Below are 23,585 nucleotides of genomic sequence, written 5' to 3'. Positions count from 1 at the left end.
GATGCCGGATAAAAACATCATCTCGCGTGTTGTTGACTGGCTCAGTGTCGGTTACCCGAAGGACGTTCCTGTTCAAGACCGTGCAGCGGTTATGGCAATTTTGAAAATGCGTTTGACTGACGAACAGCTTCAAGAAGTTGTGCGTCGTCTTATGCAGTCGCGTGCCGCTCGCGGCGAGGCGTATGTAAGTGACCAACGCATTAACGAATACATTCGTCGTGTGGTAGACCATACACCAACCCCTCAAGATATTGACCGAGTCGCCAAAATTTTAGGTGCACACGGTTTCTTAATATCGGAGACTCACGTAAATGACGGTACTGAGATCGAGGGGCATCCTGAATATGTCACCTATGATGACCCCACTACCGGGGAAATCCGTATTGCCGAACTTGCGGCAGCCGATGTGACACTCCAGAACGAGGCACTTGAACAAAACAACGCCGGGCAGCATGAAGAAGAGACTCAAAAAGCTGAATCTGCCTAGGATAATCCGAAGACAAAGCTGTGGGGCGAGAATTGCAGTAATTCTTGCCCCACAGCTTTAAGTGTTTATGGTGCGCATACTAATCTGCCTGAACGTAATCTCATGTGATGTGAAGCGGATGAGACAGTCCTGATGAGTTCTTCTGCGATGGTATTGGGTATTCTGGGAGTAGAGATAAAAACGTAGAATCTCACTCACCGGTGAAAGGAATATCGTAATGTCGCAGAACGCGGAAAATAACGATGTTGCACACAAAGATGCTCAGTCTAGCGGATGGAAGAAATATGTTCCTCAGCGTGTGAATTCTCTGAGCAGGCGCTCGCTTTTGCTGACGGCGGGATGCATCGTGGCTGCCGACGTTGTTGCGATGATGCCCCAGTTTGCCCGTGCTGGAATATTAGGCGATGAGGCGGCGGCGACTGTTTCGCGGAGGAAACAGATTGAAAAATGGGAGCGCGATATTCGAGAGAATATTGACGGAACCTATCTCAAGGTCGAAGAATTTACGATTCAGGGTCGGAACAAGGACGATAACTCCGAGGATGATCTTGAACTTATTGGGCGTATCTCGATAACGAGTCGTGGGCGACAAGATTCTGCCGGTACCGCACGTGCTCTTTCGGCCTTGTGGGAATATGGACACCCCGAGTCCATTACTCTTGAACCCTCGGATAATGAAGCAGCTATGACCATTCCTGCCCCACAGGTAATATCCGAAGCTGAGTGGGGAACAATTCTTGGGGTTTCGGTACCTCGCTATGCTGTTGATACGTTGAGCATTCAAAAAGATAACGATTCGAATACCCTTGACGTCGATGCAAGCCTCACGAAGGGCGCATGGAACAAGATCAAGGAAAATCTGCGAACCCTGCAAAACGCGCAGTTCTCGCAGGGAATGCGAGTGCAATATACCGTGCAGCGCAATAAACTTCAGGTTCCTTCGGGTGCTACTGCGGATATTTCAATTCAGGTTTTGGGTGCCGAGCGTTTGAATCTGATAACTATGGCGCTTCAGGATGCTATGGAGACCCAGGAATTCAATAACTTGAAGAGCTTCACGGCACGCTGGATGGACGATACCTCAGGAAAAAGCAGCAGCCGTAAGTCGGGTGAGAAGGACAGTCTGATTATTGTTATTGATGGAAATCCCGAAGATCTCGTCGATGTGGCTCAAACGTATATGCGTGAACAGAGGGTTACGCTGGAGGGGCTCAAAGAAATGCACATACGTGTGAAGGAAACAATTTTTAGGGGTCTGTAAATCTTGTGATGTACTTCTCATAAGAAACGCTCTGCTGGATTTGCTTACGTTATAAAAAGTAGTTTATAGTAGTAGAGCACCGCGGGGGCGTGGCGCAATTGGTAGCGCATCTGCTTTGCAAGCAGAGGGTTAGGGGTTCGAGTCCCCTCGCCTCCACGTTTCGGTGATTATAGTGAGAGGGAAACGCCTGGTTCCATTCCGAACCCAGTAGCTAAGCCTCTTTGCGCTGATGGTACTGCACTTTGATGGGTGTGGGAGAGTAGGTTGTCGCCGGACTAGTTTTCCGAAGAGGCCTCAGACGTTATGTCTGAGGCCTCTTTGCTATATCTGCCTGCTTGCTCATATATAAAACGGGCTAATGGTCAAAATGTGTATCTGCACGATACCGAACCTACTAGCCCTCTGCTGTGTATATGACTTATCCTTGTCGAAATAGTCTTCTTCACCAGATAATTCAGCAGGCTCTATCTGTTGCGGCGCTGAATATTCAGCCAATATCCGTCAGTGCTACGTTCAGTTGCCACCCTATGGACTCTAGCCATGACAGGTGTAAACAGTAGGATAGAATCCCTGCCCGGGCGATGGGAGCACCTTGATGACCGATATGATGAAAAAGGATAACGACATTTCCCGCGTGGCTTCAGGTCTTATGGCAGTAGCCGTTGTGGCACTGGTTATCATCGGCTGGATAGCCGCAGTTGTCACCTCGGGCGAAGCTGGGATCAGCAAGCTGGAACCGTGGTGGCGAGGACTATCCGCCATTTTCTTCCTGATGGCTTTACTGTGGACTGCCCACTTCTTTCTGCCACGCCGTATTCCATTAACCGCCTCGGTAATCTTGGCAGCTGCATCCGCGATGATCACGGGTTTTGGCGTCGCATTCTTTCGGTCTTTCGGCTGGGGAGATCTCCTCTGGCCGGTATCGGCTCTCTTTGCCTCGATTGCCATCTTGAAGCTTCTAGAACCCAGTGGGCGTACACAGTGAACTACGTGTTTGCACGTTGGTCTGGTATCAGACTTATATGACCTCAGTAGAGGAACCCTAAAACAGAAAAGCCATCTTCTGCGATCCGCCGTGAGAACAAGGGAATCAAGAAAATGGCTTTTCGGATATGGGGGAGAGGGTAACTAGGCGCTCTTCCAGGGGTCTTCAACCGGACGGGCCGCGTTGTAGGCGGCAATGCCTCCAATGCCCAGCGCAAGAACCAGACCCACCAGGGCTAGACCCTTACGGGGGCGCTTACCGCCGTTACGCTCGATGCGTGCCAGCTCTTTATGAGCCTTGCGTGCGGTTTTCGAGGCGGTCTTGCGAGCCTTCTTCATGGCTTTTTTCTTGCCGGTGAGCTTCTCAGCAAACATATCTGCGTGCCCGGGGATATTCAGGTCATCGGCCTTCTCTGCCATGGCCATAGCGGCGACGACAGCCGAATTCTTCGCGGCTTTACGAGCCTTGCGCTTTTTGCAGAACATTGTGAACCTCCATCAGTCATACCGCAATACCTCACGTACGCGGGTAAATGTTCACCTCTCAGCATAAGGAATTACCCTGAAAAATGCTTGTTGAAACCCTCACCTCAGCTAAAAATACTGATAAACCGCCCGTGTTTTCTCAGCAGGCTAAATTTAACGTGACGCCGTGATAGCGCGGCTTCTAGCGCATCATAGAGACAACATGACAAAATAGACCTATGACTAATGCAACAGCTCAAGCAACTATTCACACCAACTACGGTGATATTGTCGTTGATCTCTTTGGCAACCATGCACCGCTGACCGTTGAGAACTTTATCGGTCTGGCAGACGGTTCTAAAGAGTGGAAGCACCCCCGCAGCGGCGAGGTCATGAACACTCCGCTCTACAAAGATGTGGTGTTCCACCGTATTATCAAGGACTTCATGATTCAAGGCGGTGACCCTCTCGGCATGGGTATTGGCGGCCCCGGCTACCAGTTCAAGGACGAGATTCACCCCGAGCTTTCTTTCTCTAAGCCCTACCTGCTCGCAATGGCAAACGCAGGCCCCGGCACCAACGGCTCGCAGTTCTTTATTACCACGGCAGAGACTCCTTGGCTGAACGGTCGCCACACCATCTTCGGTGAGGTCGCTGATGAAGCCTCAAAGAAGGTTGTAGACGCTATTGAAAGCGTTGAAACCGGTGCACAGGATCGTCCGGTGAAGGATGTCGTCATTTCTTCAATCGACATCAAGAAACTCTAATTTCGTGCTGGGAAAGGACCCGCCTGGGTAACCGGGACGGGTCCTTCACCGTATCTGCGTTCTTCTCGTAATCCATGAGCCGAACCACGGGAACCGAGGGACTGAGTAAGAGCGTATGAAAGGAAAAACGTGGACTACCCATCTAATCCACAGCAAAATAGCTCTCAGACGGAGCCCACCTGCCCGCGGCATTCCGACCGTGTGAGCTATGCACGGTGTAAACGGTGCATGCGTCCCGCCTGCGGGGAATGTCAAATTAATCTGGACGTCGGGATGATCTGTCCTGACTGCTACCGAGAGCTATATGGACGCCAATATCAGGCGCGCGCACCGCGCAGGTTCGTTCCCTACGTAACGTACACCCTGATCGGGATTAACCTGGTGGTATATCTGCTTCAGCTTATCATCCCGCAGTACTGGGTGTATTCCATGTTTGCCCTGAAATGGGACTACACCGAATTCACAGGGGAGTACTATCGCGTGCTAACCAGTGGTTTCTTACACTCACAGAACGATTACTCGCATATTGTGATGAATATGCTCTCCCTCTATATCTTTGGTATTGCCCTTGAACAGATGATGGGATGGTGGCGGTATCTGCTCGTATACCTGCTCTCCATCGTAGGCGGTTCTTTTGGCGTGCTTCTTCTGGACGATCCAACTGCGGAGGTTGTGGGCGCATCCGGCGGTATTTTCGGGCTGATTGGTGCCTACCTGATGATTATGGTGGTTCTGCGCGAACGGGATAATATACGGGCCCTCATGATTATGATCGCCGTGAACGTTGCCTTTGGCTTCCTCGTTCCCGGGATTTCCTGGCAGGCTCACGCGGGCGGTTTTGTGATCGGTGCTCTTGCTACGGCGGCGCTTTTAGCACCTCAGATTATTCAGCGAACACGAAGTATCCAAAGGTAACGCTCGAAAAACCTGTGGATAACTAATTTTTGGTGGGCCGCAGTATCCCAAGTTTCCCCATGGGGACAGGGCGGGATACTGCGGCTCACCGATTGCTTTAAAACACAGAAAAGCACCTGTATTTTTTGATTATCCACATGAGTTTTCCACACTGTGAATAACTACAGTGATGTAATTTCACATTTGTTAGTACCCCGTAGTTACCTGTGGATAGAAGGCTTTATCATCTCGAAATTACAGGCATGTAAGGTTTTCCCCATGTTTATCCCCACCTGTGGAAAACTTAAAACCCAGGATGTGTAATTACAAAAAACGGGTGCAGCTCGATCAACGAACTGCACCCAGAGGAACGCTTGTACAGACTAGTTCGCCTGCGCCTCAGCCTGAGCAATGTCATCGGGGCTAAGCGTGACGCCCGTATACAGCCGGAATTGTTCAGCTGCCTGCAGAGCAATCACCTCGCCGCCCGTGATAACCTCACGACCGGCAGCGCGAGCAACACGAATCAGCGGGGTTTCCACAGGCATCGCCACAACATCGAATACCACCGACGCCGCCTCAATCGTGGGTTGCGGATATGCCAACTGCTCGCTCTCGGCACCGCCAGACATACCGATCGGGGTAACATTCACAATCACTGGGGCGGTAAGATCGCCGGGTTCAGGCACCCACGCATACCCGTACCGGTGCGCGAGCGCCGTGCCTGCATCCTCATTGCGAGCGATAATAGTGCCCGCCCGGAACCCAGCATCGTAGAAGGCACCCGCAACGGCCGCCGCCATGCCTCCTGAACCGCGCAGAAGAAACGGCAGTTTAGGATCAACAGCATGCGACTTCAGCAAGGAAGCTACCGCAATCACGTCGGTATTGTAGGCGTGCAGGTGCCCGTCCGTATTGACGATAGTATTGACCGCCCCAATGACCTGCGCCGAATGATCGACCTCGTCCATGAGCGGAATAACCGCTTGTTTGAAGGGCATAGAAACGGAACATCCGCGAATACCCAGGGCGCGCACACCCGCGATAGCACCCTCAATATCCGTGGTTGTCATCGCCTTATACAGGTAATCAAGGCCGTGTTTCTCGTACAGATAATTGTGGAACTTGATACCGTGGTTTGACGGTCGTCCAGACAGGGAAATGCAAAGGGTCGTATCGCGGTTCAGCGGTGGACGCGGCATAGGGGAGTCCTTCGGCGGTTTAGGAAAGAGTGTTGCGAATGAGAGTTGCGGCTTTTTCGCGGGCTTGTCGGTCAGCCACTACGAAATGCATATCGCCGGTATCGAGCGTGGGAACAACCGCGTTGCCGTCGTTGAGGTTCTTCACATGGGCCTCCGCCTGAGGATCCTCCCAAATATTGACCCAGGTTGCATGATTGCCCAGGTCGCCTAACGACGAATCGAGGCGCTCGCAGAAGGGGCATCCAGGGCGCCAATAGATGACGACTCCGCCGTCTTCCTGAACTTTGCGTGCGTCTTCTTGGGTTGCTTGTTGACGTTCGAGCATTTTGATCTCCAAAGGTATAACACAATAGGGAGCCCGCCGCGGTTACTGTGACCCATCGGGGTAAAGCAACAGACTGCATGCGGGCTATCTAACACTACAAAAACAGAGCGTTTGAGACAATAATTCCAGCATAGGCGAAAGAATCATGAATCTGCTGGTAAAGGCCTTCGAATACAGAAAAATTCCCCGCATCATGAAAATGAATGCGGGGAATTCTTGAAGACTAGAGTCTTACTTACCGAACTTATCGGTAATCTTCTGGACGTTCTCATTGACGACCTCTTCAGCCTTCGAGGTGTGCTCGTCGTTGACGACTTCCTTACCTGCCTTGTCGTTAACGAGGTTCTTTGCCTTGTCGATGCCCTGCTCGACGATGTTCTTCGGATCGAAACCCATAAGACTCTCCTTTATTTTGGGTGACTGGTTGAAACACAGTGTAGAGGTTGTACAGAGTATAAACAACCCTCGAAATATCATGACATGAGTTAGGGTGAAATTTATCTAAAGTTCTCCGAGAGCCAATCACAATCCGCAGGAAAACCGGCAACCATCGGCAGAAAACGAGGCTCGGCGTACCCGTGTTCGGCGTATGCTTGGGCGATCGCCTGAGCTGTTTCCTCAAGTCGGGATGTTTTAACAAGAGCCATCACGGCGCCGCCGAAACCGCCTCCAACGATGCGCGCCCCTAGGGCCCCGTGTGCCAGGCAAGCTTCAACCGCAACGTCGATCTCCGGGCGGGAGACGCGAAGCTCGTCGCGCATCGAAATAAAGGACTCGGTAAAGATGCGCCCAGCCTCTTCAAAAGCCCGATACCCCAGCTCATCCGCATGTTTGAGCAGGTAGCTGGCGCGCCCCACCAGCGTCATATCGTGAAACGCATGGCGAACCCAGCCGCGCGGGAAAGTCGCCGGATCCTCACGTTCCTCCAACGCTGTCAGAGAACGATTAACCGAAGAATCTACTAGTTCCAAACGCCACTCTTTAGCCTCACGCTCATCGTGGTGTGCACACGAAAGATCTTCGGGGAGAGCATCACGCAGAAAGGTGAGACCAAGCGCTTTCGCACACGATTCAGAGGCGGCACGCCGGTCGGCAAAACCATTATGTGCAAGCGCGTGCGGGGTATTCGTATCAACAACAAGAAAACTTAGCCCGTGCTTCTGCAGGTTCAGATGAATAGGGTCTATCGAAAAATCACGGAAATCGATGACCAAAGCCTGACCTGGCTTTGACCGCAGCGACGCCGTCTGATCGAGTCCGCCGGTATGGGCGCCCGCAACCTTGTTCTCTGCGGTGATGCACACCTGTGCCAGGCGAGCCCGGAGTGCATCGTTATCGGGGGAGCGGTCGGAAGGAACCGCATCTGTATCCGGGCAACCGGGGCGCAGCGGACAGGAAAGGTCAAGAAGTGCCAGTGCTGTGGAGCATTCTAAAGCGGCGGACGAAGAAAGCCCCCCTCCCACGGGAACCCGCGAGTTAATGAGCAAATCAGCCCCGAACTGACCGGGAAGCATAATATCGCGACCACCCTCATGATTCATCGCCCACGCAACACCGGCAACATAGGTGAACCAGCCCTTAATATGCCCGGGTTGAATATCCCGAATCACGATTGTGCGTTCGTCTCCGGGCATCTGCAGAGAGGATGCGCGCAGCACCCCGTCTCGGCGCAGCGACCCCGCAATGTAGGTACGGTAGGGTAGCGGCATGGGCATGCACGAACCACCTAGAAAGTCGATGTATTCACCCAAGAGGTTCAAACGACCAGGTGCGGACCACACCCCATCGGGCTCTTTACGATAGGTCTGTCGAAACTCTTGGCGTACCCGCTGAATTTCATCCTGATGTTCGGGCAGAGAAGCCCACTGCGGGATTGCGGTGGTCGTCATAGAACTCCATTCAGGCAATGCGATAAAACGGTACTCTTCAACATACCATCTGCACGCCTGCGCACCGGGGCACGACTGCACAACGACAGCAGCCCCGGCTGATGCATATGCATCTGTATGCGGGAATTATTTGGAGAGCATGAGCCCATCGATCGCGGTGGAAATATCAGCCGTATATGCTTCACACACCGGCTTAGGAATTTCCTGCAGGGGATTCTCTTCGGCTTCCGCAGTCAGCGAAGTCAATACAGGAATAGCCTGTGCCTCTTCCACCAGGCTCAAGGCAAGGTGAATGAGCATGCGGGCGCGGCGCAGCGCCTCTCCAGGCTCAAACCCCATATTTTGAGCGTCGTAGGCAATAGCCGCCACGGGTTTGAGCCGCTCGGGATTAGTTGCCAATGCCAGGCGAATAACTTCAGGAAATTCTGGAATGGAATAAATAGTCTCGAAAAGAACCTGTCCGCGCACGATCAAGGACTCTTTCACTGCCTCTGGATCCTTAGAATCCGCGGGCATAAGAAGCTCCTTTGGAGCTTTCTTATCCAAGATATAGTTCGCAAGAAGCACCAAAAGGTGCTGTTTATTCTTGACATGGTAATAGAGGGCGCCGGGAGCAACTTGAAGTTCAGCCGCCAAACGGCGCATCGACAAATCCGCTAAACCATTGGTTACCAGAAGATCAAATGCTGTGTCTAAAATTTTTGCTTGAGAAAGTACCACACGTCTATTTTACGGGTGAAATCTCTCTGCTGTCATGAAAAACACCTATAAATTCTCGTAAAGAGTATGAAGAAGTAATTGTATTTATGTAGAAAACTATAGAAATTGCTAGTGGCATAACTGTAAAAATTGAGGCTTACGTAGGTGTTTAATAAATGGTATGAGTAACGCATATTCCGAACTTGTGGCACGCATTAGCGGGGGAGAGGGATTGACCCGCGATGAAGCGCAGTCGCTTCTGAGCACTGAAGACGGTCAAGATTTTGCGCTTATTGAAGCAGCATCTGCACTTCGCCGCCAAGAATTTCGCAATGTAATAGCAATTCATACTGAAGATGAGGAATTAGCTGAAGCATTAGGTACACGTTCAATTTCTATTGATTCTTATGAAATTTTAGATATAAGCCAAGATATTGATTCTCATGAACTCGCTGACCGGATGGTGGCTTTAGGAGCTGGGAAATCTACCGGCATTACCGTAAAACTACCTCAGCAGGCGGTTCCGATGACGCTGATGCGCATCCTCTCTGTCTTGCGGCTTGCCGCCCCCGATAAGGTTATTCACCTTCCCGAAGGCTATGAAGAGTCGCTGCGTTCGCTGGCATCTCTGGCCATGCATATTGTGAGTGCTATTACCATTACCGATGATATTGAGCGTTGGCCGCTCGTGAATGAAACCCTCAAAGCACTGCGTCACGGCGGGATTGTGATCGCCGGTTCGGGCAGTCGTGATGCGCTCGCTGGGTACCTAGCGTATCTTTCGGAGCTCGGCGTTGATTTGATAGGTCACCGTGAGGCACGCGGCTCAGCCTGCGGTTCCGTTGATGGCGGCGGATGCTGTGGCGGACACGAAAGCGAGCCTGCCGCATCCTCGGGCGGATGCGGCTGTGGGTCGGGCGGCTGCGGTTCCGATTCCGTCTCGACAGAACAACATGCGCATTCCGAAGGTGGATGCTGCGGCGGGCACGAGTCCGCTCAGCCGGTTGAGGTTCCGAAACCTGCCGCTTCTGGTGGGTGCGGATGCGGTTCCGGCGGCTGTGGGTCGGCATAGCATCTAGCTTCCCTCACGGAATATAATTGCCCCTTCACCAAGTTCGCAGAGGCTGATTTTGGTGAAGGGGTTCCCTGTCTTTGCGGGGTAAAAGCGATATATTCCAAAATTGGAATAGTATTACCTTACGGTTATTCGTCTTGTAGGTGAACATTACCCGAACTCTCCTGCGAGAAGGGCTGTTACCTGTGACTCTCCGGTAAAGTTGAGTGTGAGTGTATCTAAAAATACAAGGGGTTGATACGAGAGACAATGCTCTACTTATCCGTTATAGTTCTGATTCTACTTGCAACAGTCATTATGGTGAGCGTTGGCGATCGCCTTAATCTTCCCTGGCCCGTGATGATAACCATCCTGGGTGTTGGAGCGCTGCTGCTACCTCCCGATCGACCCCATATTGAAATCGACAGCGATATTATTCTGCCGATCTTTCTGCCGCCGCTGCTGTGGGCCATTGGCGTAAAGTTCTCCTGGGGTACACTCCGGCGCCGCTGGAAATCTGTTCTCCTTTATTCGGTGCTGCTCACCACGGCATCTGCGCTTGCCGTTGCCGGTGTTGCCCTGTGGTGGGTTCCCGGAATGACGGTTGCTGTCGCTCTGGCACTTGGTGCCGCGGTTTCACCCCCTGACCCCGTTGCTGTTGAGGCCGTTGCCGAGCCTGTCGGTATTCCACGACGTCTGATTGGCACGCTTCAGACTGAGGGTAGTTTCAACGATGCTATATCGATTGTGCTCTTTCATGCTGCTATTCATTCGATGGAGGAGCACCACGCCATCGAACCACTCGAAGTTATGAGGGACTTCGCTTTAGGCTCGGTTCTAGCGGTTATTATCGGTTTTGCGTTTGGCTGGATCGGTGGTTATGTGCGTCTGCGCGCCCACGATGTGGTGACGAGAAATGCCGTAACTCTTGTGATTCCCTTCGCTGCCTACCTGGTGGCAGAAAATATTCATGCATCCGGCGTTATTGCCGTGGTGATTGCCGCAATTCAATTCACCAGCACTAAGTATTTGGTGGCCTTAGAAGCAGAGGATCGTCTAACGACCTCATCTTTCTGGCAGATTATTGAATTGCTTATGACCGGTATTGCTTTCGGGCTGATCGGTCTGCAGGCGAGCGAAATTATCTATAAAGCCAACTCAGAGCGTATTGCCGGTCTCTTCGTCGATGGTGCCGTTATTGCTGTGGTCGCAATGATAATTCGTCTTGTGTGGTTCTCGGTAATCTGGCTGATTGGTAAGGCTGCCCGCCCGGTGCATGAAGGCGCTCCTGAATCCTTCGCCGAGGTTATCGTGATGACCTGGTCGGGGATGCGCGGCCTAGTGACCCTGATTCTTGCGCTCTCTATTCCCATGATCGACGGTATGGAACAGGTGCGCGAAGACGCTATCGTGATGATGATTTCGGTTCTGTTCTTTACCCTCGTGGTGCCCGGACTGACCCTGCCGTTTGTGGTGAGGATCTTGAAGGTGCAGGTGAACCATGAGGAAGATACCGCCGTTCCAGAACTGCTCAAACTGGCTCAGAATGCGGCTTTGGAAGCCCTGCAGGAAGAAGCAAAGGCAACGGTTGATCCAGAGACCTACGCTCGCGTGAAGGATATGTACACCGCTATTACTCGCCGCGACGAGATTATCGAGAGCCTGCCTGAGGAATATAAGCCCCATATCGAAAAGCTCAAGGATAAGCGAAGCGACTATATTCGTCTGCGTGATGCGGCGCTGATGGCGGCACAGCGTGCAGTGATTTCAGCTCAGGATCGTTACGATTCCCACGATGTTTCCCGAGTAATTCGTAAGTTGGATATTCTGGTTCAGGCTGAGAATGTGCGCACGAATAATAACTTTATTCTGCCTTCGTTGCCTGCCGTAGCTCTTGAAAGGTATAACATGCTCCGCAGTCATCTGGGAACTTCGACTATTCCCATCGTGAAGGACGCCCCTTCTTCGCCATATGTTTCTAATGCCATATTTGATGAACAACGTTAAGCTATGATTTTCACACCGTGAACCTGGGAAAATTAAGGAAATTCACGGTATGAAATGCTTTGAGACCTCATATCATCTAAAATTGGATTAAGAGGAATTTTACGCCGTTCAAACGCATAATGTATACGAATATTTTATGCGTTTCTTTATAATTGAAAAGCTGTGAAAACCCATGAATTCTAAAAAACTTTCGCCCGCCTATCTCACCTCCCTACTTCTTATCGTGGTCGGTGCCTTGCTGATTAGCCTCTCACAGACATGGCTGCTGTGGCTCGGATGGATTCTAGTTCTTGCCGCGCTGGGATTGAATGTTCTTGCACACATGGTCACTATTTCCAAGGCTCAAGGAGAGCCTACGCCCGCTTTGGTGACAAGCTTAAGTGAGATGGAAAATAACCTTGTGGGCGCTATGCGCGATAAAAATACGGAGCGTCATGACAGTCCTGAGGGTGATGACGGGGCTTATGATGGTGAAGAAGAAAACTCCGCATCGGATGAAGCCGCGCAGTCTTCGACCCGCGAGTCTGATGCCGGTAAGCTTGGAGTTCTTCCCTCAAAACCCAACGGTTCACGAGGCTCTCACCCACGCTCAAACGTTCGCTAAAGGTCTGCTATGAACACAAAATTCCTTCTCTCACCCGCATATCTATGCTCGGCGGCACTGCTGATAGTAGGTGCTGTGCTCAGTGGAGGAAGGTTTATGCTGATCGGCTGGATTTTCTTTATCGTCGGTCTTTTTCTGAACGCTTTGGTATTAGTTGTCTTGGTTAACCGCGATCAACTGACTCATCTTGGCGCTCAGCTCAAACGTCCCGATGAATCAGAACTAAAGATCGGCGAACCGGTGGTGCAGCGTCTTGATGAAGAAGTTGCTGAACCGGCTGTGGATATGGATGCAGACCCTCTGCCGGAGGATCTTCCTGATGCTCCAGAGGTTGTGGAGAATGGGGCAAAAGATACTGCTTCTGTAAAAAGAACGTAAGACCTTCAGAAAATAAGCGTGGCGTATATTCGCCCTCACGGAAAACCTGATAGCAAGGGGAGATTCGATGCACTGTTGTGCTGAATCTCCCCTACATTTTCTTATATCAATGATGGAATATTGCCATGTCAAAAGGTATATATTCCAAAATAAGAATATAACGGTAGGCGGATTTTGATAGTCCGCCCACCCCTATATCTAACCACACGCGAGATAATCGTTACCCGTCGTGAGCATCCTGAAGAAGCTGCTCAAACGGGGTGACTGTAAGGCGATGCGGATCATCGCCCGAACCGGTATTGATAACTGAGGCACCCTTGGTAATGCCAAAGAATGCACTGCTGAATTACGCAGCCCGCTGGGCTTGCTGAGCACGCGTACCGCCGAGAATGGGCGCTTCACCGCGTTCCTTACAGTCAATCAGCGAGGTGTGGGTGGGTGCCTCCGGCACGTGGGCGGGTTTCAGAGCTGCAAACTCCCTGCGCAGTACTGGCACAGCCTCTTCACCCAACAGATCGAGCTATTCCAGCACGGTCTTTAACTCCAGACCACATGTCGATCAGGAACATCTGACGCTGGTAATCGCCCGCATAATCGCGGAAACTCAAGGTCTTCTCAATAACTTCCTGCGGCGAACCCACGGTCAATGGGGTCTGCTCCATGAAGTCCTCCATCGACGGACCGCCGCCGTAGACCGGGGCGCTATCAAAGAAGGGGCGGAACTCGCGGCGCGCATCCTGTGAATTCTTGCGCATAAAGATCTGCCCACTCAGACCTACGATAGCCTGATCGGCACTGCCGTGACTGTAATATTCGTAGCGTTCGCGGTACAGCTCAATCATGCGCTGCGTGTGTTCCTTAGGCCAGAAGATGTTGTTGTGGAAGAAGCCGTCGCCGTAGTATGCCGCCTGCTCCGCAATTTTGGGAGTACGGATGCTGCCGTGTCATACGAACGGGGCAACACCGTTGAGCGGGCGCGGGGTTGAGGTAAATCCGTTGAGCGGCGTGCGGAAGCGCCCCGACCTGTTCACACGCTCTTCGCGCCAGAGCTTATGCAACAGAGCATAGTTCTCGATAGCGAGGTTTACGCCCTCGCGAATATCCTTGCCGAACCAGGTTCTTGTGAGGCAGTCGTGAGTATAAGACCTTCTAAAATGAGTTTGTAATCTCAAATATTACTGTTTTTGTTTCATATATGAAATAATCTCAGTATGGGATGGCTAGACGTAGAAGTTCTTGCGGGCGAACAGTATGGGCTCATAACCTCGGCACAGGTGGATGTGCGCGGGGTAAGCCGTGCGACTCTGCATCGTAAAGTGCGTCAAGGGTATGTACAGCAGGTGCGGCGAGGTGTGTACGTTTTGTCCTCTGCTCGCTGGGATATCCATCGCGATCTTCGCGCGGCGTGGCTTTCGCTGGACCCCAAAAAGAGTGCGGGGGAGAGACTGTGGGATTCTCCCCAATTTATTGTTGCTTCTGCCTCTGCGGCCGAAGTATATGGGGTAGGCGACTTCTATACACAGCAGTACGAGTTTTATTCACGGGAGCGTAAGCAGATCTCTTTCGAGGATATTCGTCTGTCGCGTCGCCAAGATATGTCTGCTGAAGCCACTATTGTTGAAGGTCTTCCCTTGGTTCCTCCAACCCGACTGATCTGTGATTTCTTGCGGGAAGGCCGCGACCTTGAGAAGGTTTCACTCGTTCTGCAGGAACTTATTCAGAAAGAGTATGAGGTTCACTGGTCTGATGTTGTGGATGCAGTGCACAAGTACTCTTACAGGGTTTACTCGGCGTCCGCACCTTGGATTATGGGTGAGCTTCTCAAAACCAGGATTGAAACACGTGTTTCTGCGCATCCGGCTTTGGATTCATACCTAGAATCTGGCGAAAAAATTATGCCGGTTGAGGGTCGTGGGCATATTGGTAATCCCGATATCATCTATCCCTCAGATCGAGTTGAAATATCCCGGAAAATTTATAAAAACACGACCATGAAAGAAGAATCTTGGCACGAACATACCTTCAGGCACGCACCTCAGTGAAAGATGGTAAAGGAAGATATTCTGATATTGCACCCGCTCGACGGGACGCGGAATTTAACCGTGCCATTGTATTAGCACGTATATTTGGGGCATCACCACACGGTTGGGTTCTCAAAGGGGGTAATGCGCTTTTATGGCGAGATACGAAAGCCCGTGCTACTAGGGATATTGACCTTTTCAGTACACAATCAACTATCCAGGATGCTCACAAAGCATTACAGGATATTCTTATCCGAAACCCCGCACATATACCGCCTGATGATGTTGTGATGAGGCTACGAGAAAAAGGTAATATCGTCATGCCGGGTGATAAAGCAGGGCGAAAACTTCAAGTTTCCATACTTTCGAAAGCATCAGGAGCTCCGGTATGCTCTCCGATTGATATTGACCTTGTTGTGGGAGATATAACGACAGCCCCTTATGAATCCTATCCAGGAAATGATTTAGCAGAAGTCTTTGATGTTCCTGAAATGCCTAATATTAGCCTATATCCACTGGTAGATCATATTGCAGATAAAGTAACTGCAACTATGCAGGTATATCCAGGGGTAGGACATTGCGGTTCTCGGAGCACACGTATTAAAGATCTTATTGATATTCCAGTACTTGCGCAGCAGTCTCTTGGGATACGTGCGGCAGATCTGTACAAAGCACTGGAAGCTAAAAGGCTAGAAAATAACCTTGACCCATATTGTCAGGGGTTAATTTTCCCTGAGAACTGGAATGATCAGGAATACAGGAAACTTATCGCAAAATCAGTAGATGAACCCCAAATGTTCCCAGAGTCGTATTCTCAAGCTCAAAATTTTGCCCAAAATTTCTTGGATCAGGTGATGAAGGGAGAACTTAAAGAAGAAGTCTGGAATGGGGAAGCATGGGTTTAGGTTAGGTACGTTGCTGCATTTATTACATATATGTAATAAATGCAGCAACGTACTCGGCAGGGGTGATCAAAACACCCCTGGGTGTACTACTCAGCAGGCAGAATCGCTGCAAAAGGCTCTTTCGTCCATATGAAAGAGCCTTTCTTTCGCGGGAAAACGGGGGCAGCGGATTAAAGCCGGGATGAGGCGTAGTCGGCGTACTCCTGCACACGCTTGCGCGCATCCTTGGTCAGCGCCTTATTCTCCTTCAGGATGCGCCCGGCATTCTCCGCCATAAACTCTAAATACTGCTTATCGCGGGTTTTACGCCAAGCCGTGCGCGCCGCATCCAGCTGCGCAAAATCGCGGGAAATCTGCCGCTGCATGGTGTACCGCACCCACATGAGCACCAGCACCACTCCCAGCGGAATCAAGCACAACCAACTATTCCACAGGGCATAAATACCTATAGCCAACGCGGCGAGCGCCAGTTGAATCGGGGCAATAGAAACAATATCGCTGGAACGCTCGCGCTGGTTCTTCACCAAAGACTCACGGGCGGCCTGCCGAAAAGCATCGCCAAAACTCTCGGGATTGCGCTCTTTATTTGTTGAAGACATTCGCCATCTACCCCGCTTTAACAATCTATAGACGTTGTTTTCGCAAAAAGTTTCACGTGAAACGTAGAATCTACGCACCCAACGAAGAGTCAATAAACTCCCACGCATGATCCACCGAAACCTCGGTTCGCGCCTTCACATCATCCGGGGAATAGCTGAACGACGCCGCATGATCCGCCCACTCATGCATGGGTACATCGTTCCAGGAATCCCCAATCGTGTAGGTTTCATACTCAACCGGTTTCAGATACTCCACAAGCCACGCCAGCCCGGTCGCCTTCGTGCACCGCGGGGGCACAATATCCAGAAAATCCTGATTCTTGTGACAATCCACTGAATCACCGAACTCCTCAAGAATCCAGCGGTAGGTGCGCTCGCGAGCATCGTCTTCAGGAATCCACAGGGGCACGCCCACATAATCTTGGGTATCAATCTCGGACTCTGCCAGCGGCAGGAACTCGGGCAGAATATTAGTCGAAGACCCCACATTATCCGCCAGACGATAGTCATGGGTTAAAGTCGTGGCAAAAAGAGCGACCCCCGGTTCTTCTTTGAACCGTTCATAGCAGGCGCGCACCACTGACACCGGCAGAGTTTGCGCGTGCAGGATGTTGTACTCGGCATCGGTCACAACCGCGCCGGTGTACAGCACGTTGTAATCGAAGGTTACGCCGGTTTTATCGAGGGCAAGTTTCGTGGCGAAAATACTTTTCCCCGTCGCACACACCGCAAGATTCCCGGCCTGCTGCCAGCGGTGAATAGCCTGTACATTCGCGGGGTCGATGGTCCGGTCAAAAAGCAGAGTTCCATCCAAGTCGAATGCCATCAGTTTTTTCATGGGATTCCTCAGGTCTGTGCGGTGGCTAAAAATCACGGGATGCGCGCCCGGTACCAGTCTACCGGAGCGCGCATCCCGCAGGGTGGCTAAACAGTCACTAGGGCTTACGAGGGAAGTGACAGGAATCCGAGGTAGGAACCTGCAATACCCACGGCAAAGAGACCGAAAATAATCCAAATGGCGTTAACCCTCTTGCGCAGAAGCCACATGCACAGGAAACACAGGGCCAGTGCGGCGAGCCCGGGCAGCAGCTGATCCATCATCGACTGCACGGTGACCTCAACGTTCTTACCGTTTTGTTCGTATTCCGTGAGCTTGAGCGGAATGTTGATGGTCGTCCATCGGTATACGAGCGACCCCATCACGAACAGGCCCATCACCGAGGCGCCCTGCGTAATCTTCTGCAGGGTGTTGCCGCCCGCTTCGCCCACGATTTGGGTACCTTTTTCGTACCCATATTTGAAGCCGTACCAGCGGGTAGCCCACCGAATCGCGGTCATGCCAAAGAAGAAAATCAGCGGTCCCAGAATATTGCCCGCAATAGCGAAGGATGCACCTACCGCCGCCAGCACGATGCGCGCGGTACCCCAGTAAATCGGGTCGCCCACGCCTGCGAGCGGTCCCATCAGACCAACCTTCACGTTGGTAATGGCGGCATCATCAATACCTTCTTTACCGGCTGCCTTTTCGCGCTCCATAGCGGCAGTCACACCCATAATGGAGGACGCGACCCAGGGTTGGGTGTTGAAGAACTCCAGGTGACGGGTGAGTGCTTCTGCCTGATCTTCCTTCTTGGTGTAGAAACGTTTAATCGCGGGTATCATCGACACCGCAAAACCAATGGCCTGCATACGCTCGAAGTTGAAGGAGCCGAGCAGGAAGGTGGAGCGGATGTACGTATCAATCTTGTCGCGCTTGGTGAGGTCGGGAACCTCTGCGGTTACTTTTTCTTGAGTTTTCTCAGTCATGATTCGCTCCTACTCAAGCTCGTTGTCGAGGTCGTCGGCTGGGCGTGCGGCTGCTGGTGCCGCCTCACTCTTATGGAAGATTGGATTCAGCTGGGTGTACAGCAGTCCCAGGCACGCCCCGACAATACCGATCGCGACTAGGTTCAGCTGCGCGGGATCTGCCAGGGTTGCGGCGAGGTTGCCGATAGCATCATGGTTGCCGCCGCTGAGCGTGATTTCCTGGGACGCCGGAATAGCGGCTGCCGCGATGAATCCGAGGAAGAAGAATGGCATGAGGGCGCGGGACTTCATCATGTTAATGACCATAGCGAAACCGACCACCGTAATCATGCCGCCAGCGATGCGCAGGCCGTTCGTCACTTCAGCAGGAATAGCCTGCAGCCAGTTCTGCAGGGTTTCGGAGTTAATAAGGGCAACCACGGCGGTTGGGACAGCCACGCGCAAACCTTGCAGAACCATGCCGCTGATATGCATGAGCTCAATACCCCGGAAATTCGCCGTTTGGGCGAACCGGTCGGCTTGATGCTGGAAGAAGACGGTAATAGTTCGCACGAAAATGGTGAGCACCTGCCCGGCTGCTGCAATCGGAATAGCAACGGCGATGCCCTGCGCTTTATCAAGGTGACCGTGAATGACGACGACCGTTGCGATACATGATGCGAGCGCCGCATCGGGTGCCATCGCCGCGCCGACATTCATCCACCCGAGGGCAATGAGTTCGAGCATACCGCCCAAGATAATGCCAGTGGTGGGGTCTCCGAGGGCGAAACCCATGAGGGTACATGCCACCAGGGGACGGTGGAACTGGCGTTCGTCCACCACGGATGCGACACCCGCAATGAACGCCACCACAATGACGAGAATAAATGCGAGGGGACTCATGAGTCGAGACCTTTCTCTTTCAAAATTTTTGCCAGATCGACGGGGTTGTGGTTGGGAAGCTGCTGTACGTACAGCTTGACGCCGCGTTTGAGAAGCTCACGGTATGCGTCGAGGTCTTCTTCGCTCGCGTAGACGGCCTCAGAAAGCTGCGTCATACCGGTTTTGTAGGTTACGCCGCCAACATTGACCTCTGGAATTTCGACGCCTTCGTCTATTAGACGCACCACATCGACCGGGGATTCGAGTACAAACATGGTTTTCATGCCGGTGTACTTGGGGTTGTTGTACACGCGCCCCGCTTTAGCAATATCGAGCACATTGGTTTTGACTCCGGCGGGCGCCACCTGCAGCAGCAGGGTCTTGCGGAGGTTGTCGTGGGCGGCTGCATCCGATGCGGCAATAAAGGTTTGCGGTGCCACGTAAGGAACCCAGGTGCCCGCGACCTGCCCGTGAATAAGACGGGAGTCGATGCGCGTGAAAATAGCATCCATATGCCCGCCTTCAACCTGCTGTTCTGCGGGTATTTCCGGTGCCGCCGGTGTTTTGGCGGGTTTTGCCTCTTGAGAAGGCTTTTCTTCCTGTACCGGTTGGTTGGCTTCTTGGAAGGAGCGAATACCCTTCACGCCCGCCTTATGGGCTTTGGCGACCAGGCTCTTGAGGGTTGCATTTTTGCGACCGGCGCCGCTGATAACTTCGATGAGCATCGGCACGTTGACGCCTGCGACAACATCAATATTTTCGTGTTCTGCCGCGAATCGAGCGCCTGCATTGTAGGGGCTGCCGCCGAAGAGGTCGACGAGAATAAGGGTTTCTTCGGATCCTGTTTCCGCAACGATGCGCGTGTACTCTTCGATCAAATCTTCCGGACCCTGCCCGGGGAGAAATGTCACCGGATACACGTTATCGAGGTTTCCGAGGATCATGCTGGCGGTCTTTAAGAGCGCGGGTGCTGACTCCCCGTGTGCCGCCACGATGATAGTGACCATGATGGTCCTCTCGTTACTACAGAATGTGTGTTGTTTCCGTATTTAAGGGTCTAAGCCCTTTGAGAATATCACGGTCGGTAATGGTTTTAAATATGGAGAAAAATATATGAAAAAATGCTTCTACACGAGAACCGCTCGGCACATAAATATAGTATATGTGACCTAAACTATGTCGTTCTTAAGGACATGGTCTAGAGGGTGGAGAGCGTGAAAGGTTATCAGTCGGACAGGGGGTAAAGAGCTGTTATTTGCTGTATTTTGATGAACTAATAGCGTATATTCTTATATTCCAATATGGGAATATATTGAGTTTTGGAAGGGCTTGTCAGGGGGTAAGGTACATTTTGACTAAAAATGCTTGTGATCGTGAATAAAACATTAAAATCATGCATTATTTACGGTCAAGAGAATTTTTATTGTACGGAGGTGATGAGTTTAAATTTTAAGAACCCCACATCTCTTGGGCGAGGCGGTCAATATGAATCGTCAAATATGTGAGCTCATCCTGGCGTAACGGCTGATTGAGCTGCATCTCTAATAGTAGAAGAACCTTTTGTGCGCATGCGAAGGCTTGGGGCGCATCCGCCCGAAGCGCAGCCAAAACACCGGGCTGAGTAATATGCTGTTGTTTATTGTTCTCTCGATCGGCACGTACGAAGAGATAACGCAGATGGGTAATAAACCGCGCCGCCGACATGGAATTTGTGTCTATCGGCTTACCATACGTTGCTCCGATAACATCAAAAACCTGCGCAAAAACCTCAGTCATGCGGAAAGCCCGTGACATATCGGCCGTTGCAAACTGGGCATTGACGAGATGTAACGCCAAAGGAATCGCTTCCTGCGGATCTAGGGTGAGATGCAAACGCTCATGTACCAGATCAAGTGCCCGGCGCCCGAACTCAACTTCACGCGGATACAGCAGCGTTACCTCTGGTGCGAGAGGATAATCAACCTGCAGTCCTTCGCGAGCGCGCGCAACAGCATAGTGCAGGTGGTCTGCGAAAGGAATGATGAAGGAATTCGCGATTTTAATATCGGGGGTATTGCGAACCTTCGTTTCAAGTTCGGAGGCAATAGCAAGAATCTCCGGGGGAATCTCGGAGAGTGACCAACTGAGCCGCTCGGCGGAAATATCGTGTTCGGGAATGAATGTCTGCTCGACCTTAGTTGGATCAACCAGATCGCCCTTGCGTTTACCAAAGGCAAGTCCGCGCCCGATAACTACCGCCTCTTGCCCGTAGGAATCACGGGTGAGGGCGACATTATTGTTATAGATGCGGCTGATGCGCATGCATCCCTCCTTCCGTGTGGGCGGTATCGAATGCTTTCTCAAGATTTTACAGCCCCCTCGTGCTATTTACCGTGAGAAAGCGAATCTATGCGCTCTAGGCTTGCCGCCTTTTACCTCGATAAACATAAAATACGATGCAGTCCTTCTAAAATATGAAGGATATATTCTGCATTTTATGGAGAGATGCCGATAGAATGAATAAGTCGGTGCTATAAACACCGTGCAATAATCACTGTTGAAAGAGACTTCTATGCATAACCCTCGTCGTCTAGCGATGCCGCTTTCCGCCGCTCTTGTTGCGGTGCTCGCCCTGAGCGCCTGCTCCTCCTCGGTGAACAGCGTGGCACCTTCGTCTTCCGCCGCCAGCTCGTCGAGCGCGAGCGCTTCTGCCTCGGAAACTGCATCGCCCAGCGCCTCAGCTTCCAGCAGCACCAGCGCCTCGGCTTCGGCAAGTTCGAGCGCTACCTCAAAAGCCCTGACCGATGATAATAAGGCCGGTAAGCCGCGGCCAACCTCGACATACGGAGACCCCTACCCTGGAGCGACAGTGCATGAGGATGGTTCATGGGAGTATAAGAGCGAGAGCCATACCATGACCACCAAAGCCGACGGCACCTGGGAGTGGACTAATAGTAAAGGCGATAAAGCTAATCTGAATGCCGACGGCACCTGGGAAAGCTTTGACGCACAACGGAACGAGCGAGTTCACGTAAACCCCGATGGCAGCTGGATTCGAGTACGCGAGAGCGGCGATACGGATCTGACTAAAGGTGCTAGGGGCATGGAGGTTAAGGCCGATGGAACGTGGCGCAGCGTAGATTCGTACTCTACCCTTTACGGAACTGCCGACGGCAAGGTCTACCAAGAGAAACCAGGCCAAGAGAAACGCGAAGTTGGGAAAGAGCTTACCCCTTCGACGGTTCCTGTAAACCCGATTGCTTATGCTGAAGGCGGTGTAGGCGGCAACAGCGTTGTTCCTCTCAAACCGCGTACCCCGCTTAAAGCAGGGGAGAAGGCTCAGTAACCTCGAATAATTTCTCTCGGTAGTATGGTGGCGCATCCAGATTGTATGGCTGGATGCGCCACCCTTTTTGTGTCTAAAACGCCCTTCTATCTGGAGCTTTGCTGGAAGAAATATGGGAACGTACTCTATATTCGCTGAGTGTTGGAAGAAAACGTGGGGTGTTAGCGGCATCGGGTCTGTCCAAGAACCGTAGACTGAAACTAAAGGTATTTTTAAACACCGCATAGACTACATAGCCGTAAGGAAATTTTCGATGAAGAATGATAATCACACTCGCGTATTTGGTCCCCTATCTGCCGGATGTATTCTCATGCTGGCACTCAGTGCTTGCTCGACCTCTGTACAAGGAATCGGTTCGGAAGATTCTACTCATGGCGGTTCCGGCGCATCCTCATCAGCTTCTGCAACGTCGCATGAGAAACAGATCGTGGGGCTTACTGACGATAATAAGGCCGGTACATCGCGCCCGCGCTCTGATCAGAAGCCTTTGGATTCAACGAAGAATGTAAAGCTCAAGGACGACGGTTCATGGACTGTCGAAGAAGACAATAACGGACGCACGGAATCGGTTTCGGTTAACGCCGATGGCACATTCCAGGTGAAGAATAAAAATCCGGAAGATTCTACGGAAGAATTTACCCTCAACGCCGATGGGTCCTGGGAGAAAATCGAAAAAGATTCTTCCAGCGAACAAAAAACTCACGTTAATGCTGACGGCACGTGGGCCATCGAGAAAAAATATGGGAGTGAGGAATCCCCAGAAAAAGTTGAGATGCGTTCCGACGGCAGCTGGGAATCTACCGAAAGGACGAACGCGGTTATAACGGGAAAACCCGACGGTACGGCAATCAAAAAGAACACGAAGTTGGGGGAGGAAAAACCTCTTACCCCGCTAGAGTGGAAGATGGTCACGACCCCGAAAGATCATGATGAAGGCTCGATCGCCGATACCTATAAACTTGATGAGATCGTCCCTGAAAACGGTGTTATTCCGCTCAAGCCTCGTAAGTCTCTGCCCTTGGGAATGCCTGTTAAAGAGGCTGTTCCTGGAA

The 23,585-nt window shown here is 51.8% G+C and carries 24 protein-coding genes, 1 tRNA gene, 1 rRNA gene and 2 pseudogenes; 15 read left to right on the top strand and 13 right to left on the bottom strand.

Features of this window, described 5'->3' with window-relative positions:
* Position 1: 1 nt before the first annotated feature.
* The 5 genes from HMPREF3164_RS05175 to HMPREF3164_RS05155 all read left to right on the top strand — a co-directional run bounded on the left by HMPREF3164_RS05175 (position 2) and on the right by HMPREF3164_RS05155 (position 2,733).
* A complete protein-coding gene (locus HMPREF3164_RS05175) occupies positions 2-487 on the top strand; it encodes a DUF3349 domain-containing protein (RefSeq protein WP_004005920.1) in 486 nt (161 codons plus the stop codon).
* 217 nt (positions 488-704) lie between these two features.
* Positions 705-1,748: a Tat (twin-arginine translocation) pathway signal sequence gene (locus HMPREF3164_RS05170; RefSeq protein WP_070449402.1), complete on the top strand. Its 1,044-nt coding sequence runs from the start codon at positions 705-707 to the stop codon at positions 1,746-1,748.
* An 83-nt stretch (positions 1,749-1,831) separates the two neighbouring features.
* Positions 1,832-1,904, top strand: a tRNA-Ala gene (locus tag HMPREF3164_RS05165).
* Positions 1,905-1,907: 3 nt separating this feature from the next.
* Positions 1,908-2,024 (top strand): 5S ribosomal RNA (rrf, locus tag HMPREF3164_RS05160).
* Between the two features lie 319 nt (positions 2,025-2,343).
* Entirely contained in the window at positions 2,344-2,733 is a 390-nt protein-coding gene (locus HMPREF3164_RS05155; RefSeq protein WP_070449400.1) for a hypothetical protein, read from the top strand.
* Positions 2,734-2,876: 143 nt separating this feature from the next.
* Here the strand turns inward: HMPREF3164_RS05155 and HMPREF3164_RS05150 are convergent, their stop codons facing one another.
* On the bottom strand, positions 2,877-3,218 hold the full coding sequence (locus HMPREF3164_RS05150; protein ID WP_070449398.1) for a hypothetical protein: 342 nt from the start codon (positions 3,216-3,218) through the stop codon (positions 2,877-2,879).
* 218 nt (positions 3,219-3,436) lie between these two features.
* Here HMPREF3164_RS05150 and HMPREF3164_RS05145 point away from each other — a divergent pair, with 218 nt between their 5' ends.
* Together HMPREF3164_RS05145 and HMPREF3164_RS05140 are read left to right on the top strand one after the other, a co-directional pair.
* Positions 3,437-3,964 (top strand): peptidylprolyl isomerase, encoded by a 528-nt coding sequence (locus HMPREF3164_RS05145; protein WP_004005916.1) that lies wholly within the window; start codon positions 3,437-3,439, stop codon positions 3,962-3,964.
* Between the two features lie 273 nt (positions 3,965-4,237).
* Positions 4,238-4,879 (top strand): rhomboid family intramembrane serine protease, encoded by a 642-nt coding sequence (locus HMPREF3164_RS05140; protein WP_246822615.1) that lies wholly within the window; start codon positions 4,238-4,240, stop codon positions 4,877-4,879.
* 362 nt (positions 4,880-5,241) lie between these two features.
* Here HMPREF3164_RS05140 and HMPREF3164_RS05135 read toward each other — a convergent pair whose 3' ends face one another.
* From HMPREF3164_RS05135 to HMPREF3164_RS11530, 5 genes are all read right to left on the bottom strand, one after another.
* Positions 5,242-6,060, bottom strand: coding sequence for a shikimate 5-dehydrogenase (locus tag HMPREF3164_RS05135; protein WP_070449392.1), 819 nt, complete (start codon positions 6,058-6,060; stop codon positions 5,242-5,244).
* A 19-nt stretch (positions 6,061-6,079) separates the two neighbouring features.
* A complete protein-coding gene (locus tag HMPREF3164_RS05130; RefSeq protein WP_070449389.1) occupies positions 6,080-6,385 on the bottom strand; it encodes a glutaredoxin domain-containing protein in 306 nt (101 codons plus the stop codon).
* Between the two features lie 231 nt (positions 6,386-6,616).
* Positions 6,617-6,781 carry a hypothetical protein gene (locus HMPREF3164_RS05125; protein ID WP_004005912.1) on the bottom strand — a complete coding sequence of 55 codons (165 nt, stop codon included), beginning with the start codon at positions 6,779-6,781 and terminating at the stop codon, positions 6,617-6,619.
* A gap of 101 nt (positions 6,782-6,882) precedes the next feature.
* Entirely contained in the window at positions 6,883-8,274 is a 1,392-nt protein-coding gene (locus HMPREF3164_RS05120) for a galactokinase (protein WP_070449387.1), read from the bottom strand.
* A 126-nt stretch (positions 8,275-8,400) separates the two neighbouring features.
* On the bottom strand, positions 8,401-8,994 hold the full coding sequence (locus HMPREF3164_RS11530; protein WP_037231446.1) for a TetR/AcrR family transcriptional regulator: 594 nt from the start codon (positions 8,992-8,994) through the stop codon (positions 8,401-8,403).
* A gap of 160 nt (positions 8,995-9,154) precedes the next feature.
* On the opposite strand from HMPREF3164_RS11530, the gene HMPREF3164_RS05110 reads away from it, so the two are divergent.
* From HMPREF3164_RS05110 to HMPREF3164_RS05095, 4 genes are all read left to right on the top strand, one after another.
* Complete coding sequence (locus tag HMPREF3164_RS05110) at positions 9,155-10,045, top strand: biotin synthase (protein WP_070449384.1); 891 nt, start codon at positions 9,155-9,157, stop codon at positions 10,043-10,045.
* A 252-nt stretch (positions 10,046-10,297) separates the two neighbouring features.
* Positions 10,298-12,034, top strand: coding sequence for a cation:proton antiporter (locus HMPREF3164_RS05105; RefSeq protein WP_070449380.1), 1,737 nt, complete (start codon positions 10,298-10,300; stop codon positions 12,032-12,034).
* Positions 12,035-12,206: 172 nt separating this feature from the next.
* Entirely contained in the window at positions 12,207-12,638 is a 432-nt protein-coding gene (locus tag HMPREF3164_RS05100; RefSeq protein ID WP_048751395.1) for a hypothetical protein, read from the top strand.
* Positions 12,639-12,647: 9 nt separating this feature from the next.
* Complete coding sequence (locus HMPREF3164_RS05095) at positions 12,648-13,016, top strand: hypothetical protein (protein ID WP_048751397.1); 369 nt, start codon at positions 12,648-12,650, stop codon at positions 13,014-13,016.
* A gap of 346 nt (positions 13,017-13,362) precedes the next feature.
* On the opposite strand, the pseudogene HMPREF3164_RS10885 reads toward HMPREF3164_RS05095, so the two are convergent.
* Positions 13,363-14,131, bottom strand: a pseudogene (locus HMPREF3164_RS10885) (LLM class flavin-dependent oxidoreductase); the annotation flags it as partial.
* A 96-nt stretch (positions 14,132-14,227) separates the two neighbouring features.
* Here HMPREF3164_RS10885 and HMPREF3164_RS05085 point away from each other — a divergent pair.
* Positions 14,228-15,058, top strand: coding sequence for a type IV toxin-antitoxin system AbiEi family antitoxin domain-containing protein (locus tag HMPREF3164_RS05085; RefSeq protein WP_070449378.1), 831 nt, complete (start codon positions 14,228-14,230; stop codon positions 15,056-15,058).
* Positions 15,055-15,942 carry a nucleotidyl transferase AbiEii/AbiGii toxin family protein gene (locus HMPREF3164_RS05080; RefSeq protein ID WP_048755412.1) on the top strand — a complete coding sequence of 296 codons (888 nt, stop codon included), beginning with the start codon at positions 15,055-15,057 and terminating at the stop codon, positions 15,940-15,942. Before HMPREF3164_RS05085 ends, HMPREF3164_RS05080 begins: the two co-directional genes overlap by 4 nt.
* A 170-nt stretch (positions 15,943-16,112) precedes the next feature.
* Here the strand turns inward: HMPREF3164_RS05080 and HMPREF3164_RS05075 are convergent, their stop codons facing one another.
* The 6 genes from HMPREF3164_RS05075 to HMPREF3164_RS05050 all read right to left on the bottom strand — a co-directional run bounded on the left by HMPREF3164_RS05075 (position 16,113) and on the right by HMPREF3164_RS05050 (position 21,509).
* On the bottom strand, positions 16,113-16,541 hold the full coding sequence (locus HMPREF3164_RS05075) for a hypothetical protein (RefSeq protein ID WP_048751402.1): 429 nt from the start codon (positions 16,539-16,541) through the stop codon (positions 16,113-16,115).
* 70 nt (positions 16,542-16,611) lie between these two features.
* Positions 16,612-17,379: an HAD family hydrolase gene (locus HMPREF3164_RS05070; RefSeq protein ID WP_048755410.1), complete on the bottom strand. Its 768-nt coding sequence runs from the start codon at positions 17,377-17,379 to the stop codon at positions 16,612-16,614.
* A 104-nt stretch (positions 17,380-17,483) separates the two neighbouring features.
* The gene (locus HMPREF3164_RS05065) at positions 17,484-18,347 is read right to left on the bottom strand and encodes a PTS system mannose/fructose/sorbose family transporter subunit IID (protein ID WP_070449377.1); all 864 of its coding nucleotides are present in this window, start codon (positions 18,345-18,347) and stop codon (positions 17,484-17,486) included.
* Positions 18,348-18,356: 9 nt separating this feature from the next.
* Positions 18,357-19,229 (bottom strand): PTS mannose/fructose/sorbose transporter subunit IIC, encoded by an 873-nt coding sequence (locus HMPREF3164_RS05060; protein ID WP_070449374.1) that lies wholly within the window; start codon positions 19,227-19,229, stop codon positions 18,357-18,359.
* A complete protein-coding gene (locus HMPREF3164_RS05055) occupies positions 19,226-20,215 on the bottom strand; it encodes a mannose/fructose/sorbose PTS transporter subunit IIA (protein WP_070449371.1) in 990 nt (329 codons plus the stop codon). The genes HMPREF3164_RS05060 and HMPREF3164_RS05055 overlap by 4 nt, the downstream gene beginning before the upstream one ends.
* A gap of 442 nt (positions 20,216-20,657) precedes the next feature.
* On the bottom strand, positions 20,658-21,509 hold the full coding sequence (locus HMPREF3164_RS05050) for a PRD domain-containing protein (RefSeq protein WP_070449367.1): 852 nt from the start codon (positions 21,507-21,509) through the stop codon (positions 20,658-20,660).
* Between the two features lie 250 nt (positions 21,510-21,759).
* Between HMPREF3164_RS05050 and HMPREF3164_RS05045 the strand changes: the two genes are divergently transcribed.
* Entirely contained in the window at positions 21,760-22,533 is a 774-nt protein-coding gene (locus HMPREF3164_RS05045; RefSeq protein ID WP_070449365.1) for a hypothetical protein, read from the top strand.
* 253 nt (positions 22,534-22,786) lie between these two features.
* Positions 22,787-23,585: pseudogene (locus HMPREF3164_RS11330) on the top strand (hypothetical protein); the annotation flags it as partial.

It is taken from the genome of Rothia sp. HMSC08A08, from assembly GCF_001808385.1.
GTDB classification, from domain to species: domain Bacteria; phylum Actinomycetota; class Actinomycetes; order Actinomycetales; family Micrococcaceae; genus Rothia; species Rothia dentocariosa.
This window is presented reverse-complemented; position numbering and strand designations above follow the sequence as displayed.

Bases quoted from the DNA above. Each gene is read 5' to 3' on its own strand.
- HMPREF3164_RS05175 (WP_004005920.1), top strand. From the start codon at position 2: ATGCCGGATAAAAACATCATCTCGCGTGTTGTTGACTGGCTCAGTGTC.
- HMPREF3164_RS05170 (WP_070449402.1), top strand. From the start codon at position 705: ATGTCGCAGAACGCGGAAAATAACGATGTTGCACACAAAGATGCTCAG.
- HMPREF3164_RS05155 (WP_070449400.1), top strand. From the start codon at position 2,344: ATGACCGATATGATGAAAAAGGATAACGACATTTCCCGCGTGGCTTCA.
- HMPREF3164_RS05150 (WP_070449398.1), bottom strand. From the start codon at position 3,218: ATGTTCTGCAAAAAGCGCAAGGCTCGTAAAGCCGCGAAGAATTCGGCT.
- HMPREF3164_RS05145 (WP_004005916.1), top strand. From the start codon at position 3,437: ATGACTAATGCAACAGCTCAAGCAACTATTCACACCAACTACGGTGAT.
- HMPREF3164_RS05140 (WP_246822615.1), top strand. From the start codon at position 4,238: ATGATCTGTCCTGACTGCTACCGAGAGCTATATGGACGCCAATATCAG.
- HMPREF3164_RS05135 (WP_070449392.1), bottom strand. From the start codon at position 6,060: ATGCCGCGTCCACCGCTGAACCGCGATACGACCCTTTGCATTTCCCTG.
- HMPREF3164_RS05130 (WP_070449389.1), bottom strand. From the start codon at position 6,385: ATGCTCGAACGTCAACAAGCAACCCAAGAAGACGCACGCAAAGTTCAG.
- HMPREF3164_RS05125 (WP_004005912.1), bottom strand. From the start codon at position 6,781: ATGGGTTTCGATCCGAAGAACATCGTCGAGCAGGGCATCGACAAGGCA.
- HMPREF3164_RS05120 (WP_070449387.1), bottom strand. From the start codon at position 8,274: ATGACGACCACCGCAATCCCGCAGTGGGCTTCTCTGCCCGAACATCAG.
- HMPREF3164_RS05110 (WP_070449384.1), top strand. From the start codon at position 9,155: ATGAGTAACGCATATTCCGAACTTGTGGCACGCATTAGCGGGGGAGAG.
- HMPREF3164_RS05105 (WP_070449380.1), top strand. From the start codon at position 10,298: ATGCTCTACTTATCCGTTATAGTTCTGATTCTACTTGCAACAGTCATT.
- HMPREF3164_RS05100 (WP_048751395.1), top strand. From the start codon at position 12,207: ATGAATTCTAAAAAACTTTCGCCCGCCTATCTCACCTCCCTACTTCTT.
- HMPREF3164_RS05095 (WP_048751397.1), top strand. From the start codon at position 12,648: ATGAACACAAAATTCCTTCTCTCACCCGCATATCTATGCTCGGCGGCA.
- HMPREF3164_RS05085 (WP_070449378.1), top strand. From the start codon at position 14,228: ATGGGATGGCTAGACGTAGAAGTTCTTGCGGGCGAACAGTATGGGCTC.
- HMPREF3164_RS05075 (WP_048751402.1), bottom strand. From the start codon at position 16,541: ATGTCTTCAACAAATAAAGAGCGCAATCCCGAGAGTTTTGGCGATGCT.
- HMPREF3164_RS05070 (WP_048755410.1), bottom strand. From the start codon at position 17,379: ATGAAAAAACTGATGGCATTCGACTTGGATGGAACTCTGCTTTTTGAC.
- HMPREF3164_RS05065 (WP_070449377.1), bottom strand. From the start codon at position 18,347: ATGACTGAGAAAACTCAAGAAAAAGTAACCGCAGAGGTTCCCGACCTC.
- HMPREF3164_RS05060 (WP_070449374.1), bottom strand. From the start codon at position 19,229: ATGAGTCCCCTCGCATTTATTCTCGTCATTGTGGTGGCGTTCATTGCG.
- HMPREF3164_RS05055 (WP_070449371.1), bottom strand. From the start codon at position 20,215: ATGGTCACTATCATCGTGGCGGCACACGGGGAGTCAGCACCCGCGCTC.
- HMPREF3164_RS05050 (WP_070449367.1), bottom strand. From the start codon at position 21,509: ATGCGCATCAGCCGCATCTATAACAATAATGTCGCCCTCACCCGTGAT.
- HMPREF3164_RS05045 (WP_070449365.1), top strand. From the start codon at position 21,760: ATGCATAACCCTCGTCGTCTAGCGATGCCGCTTTCCGCCGCTCTTGTT.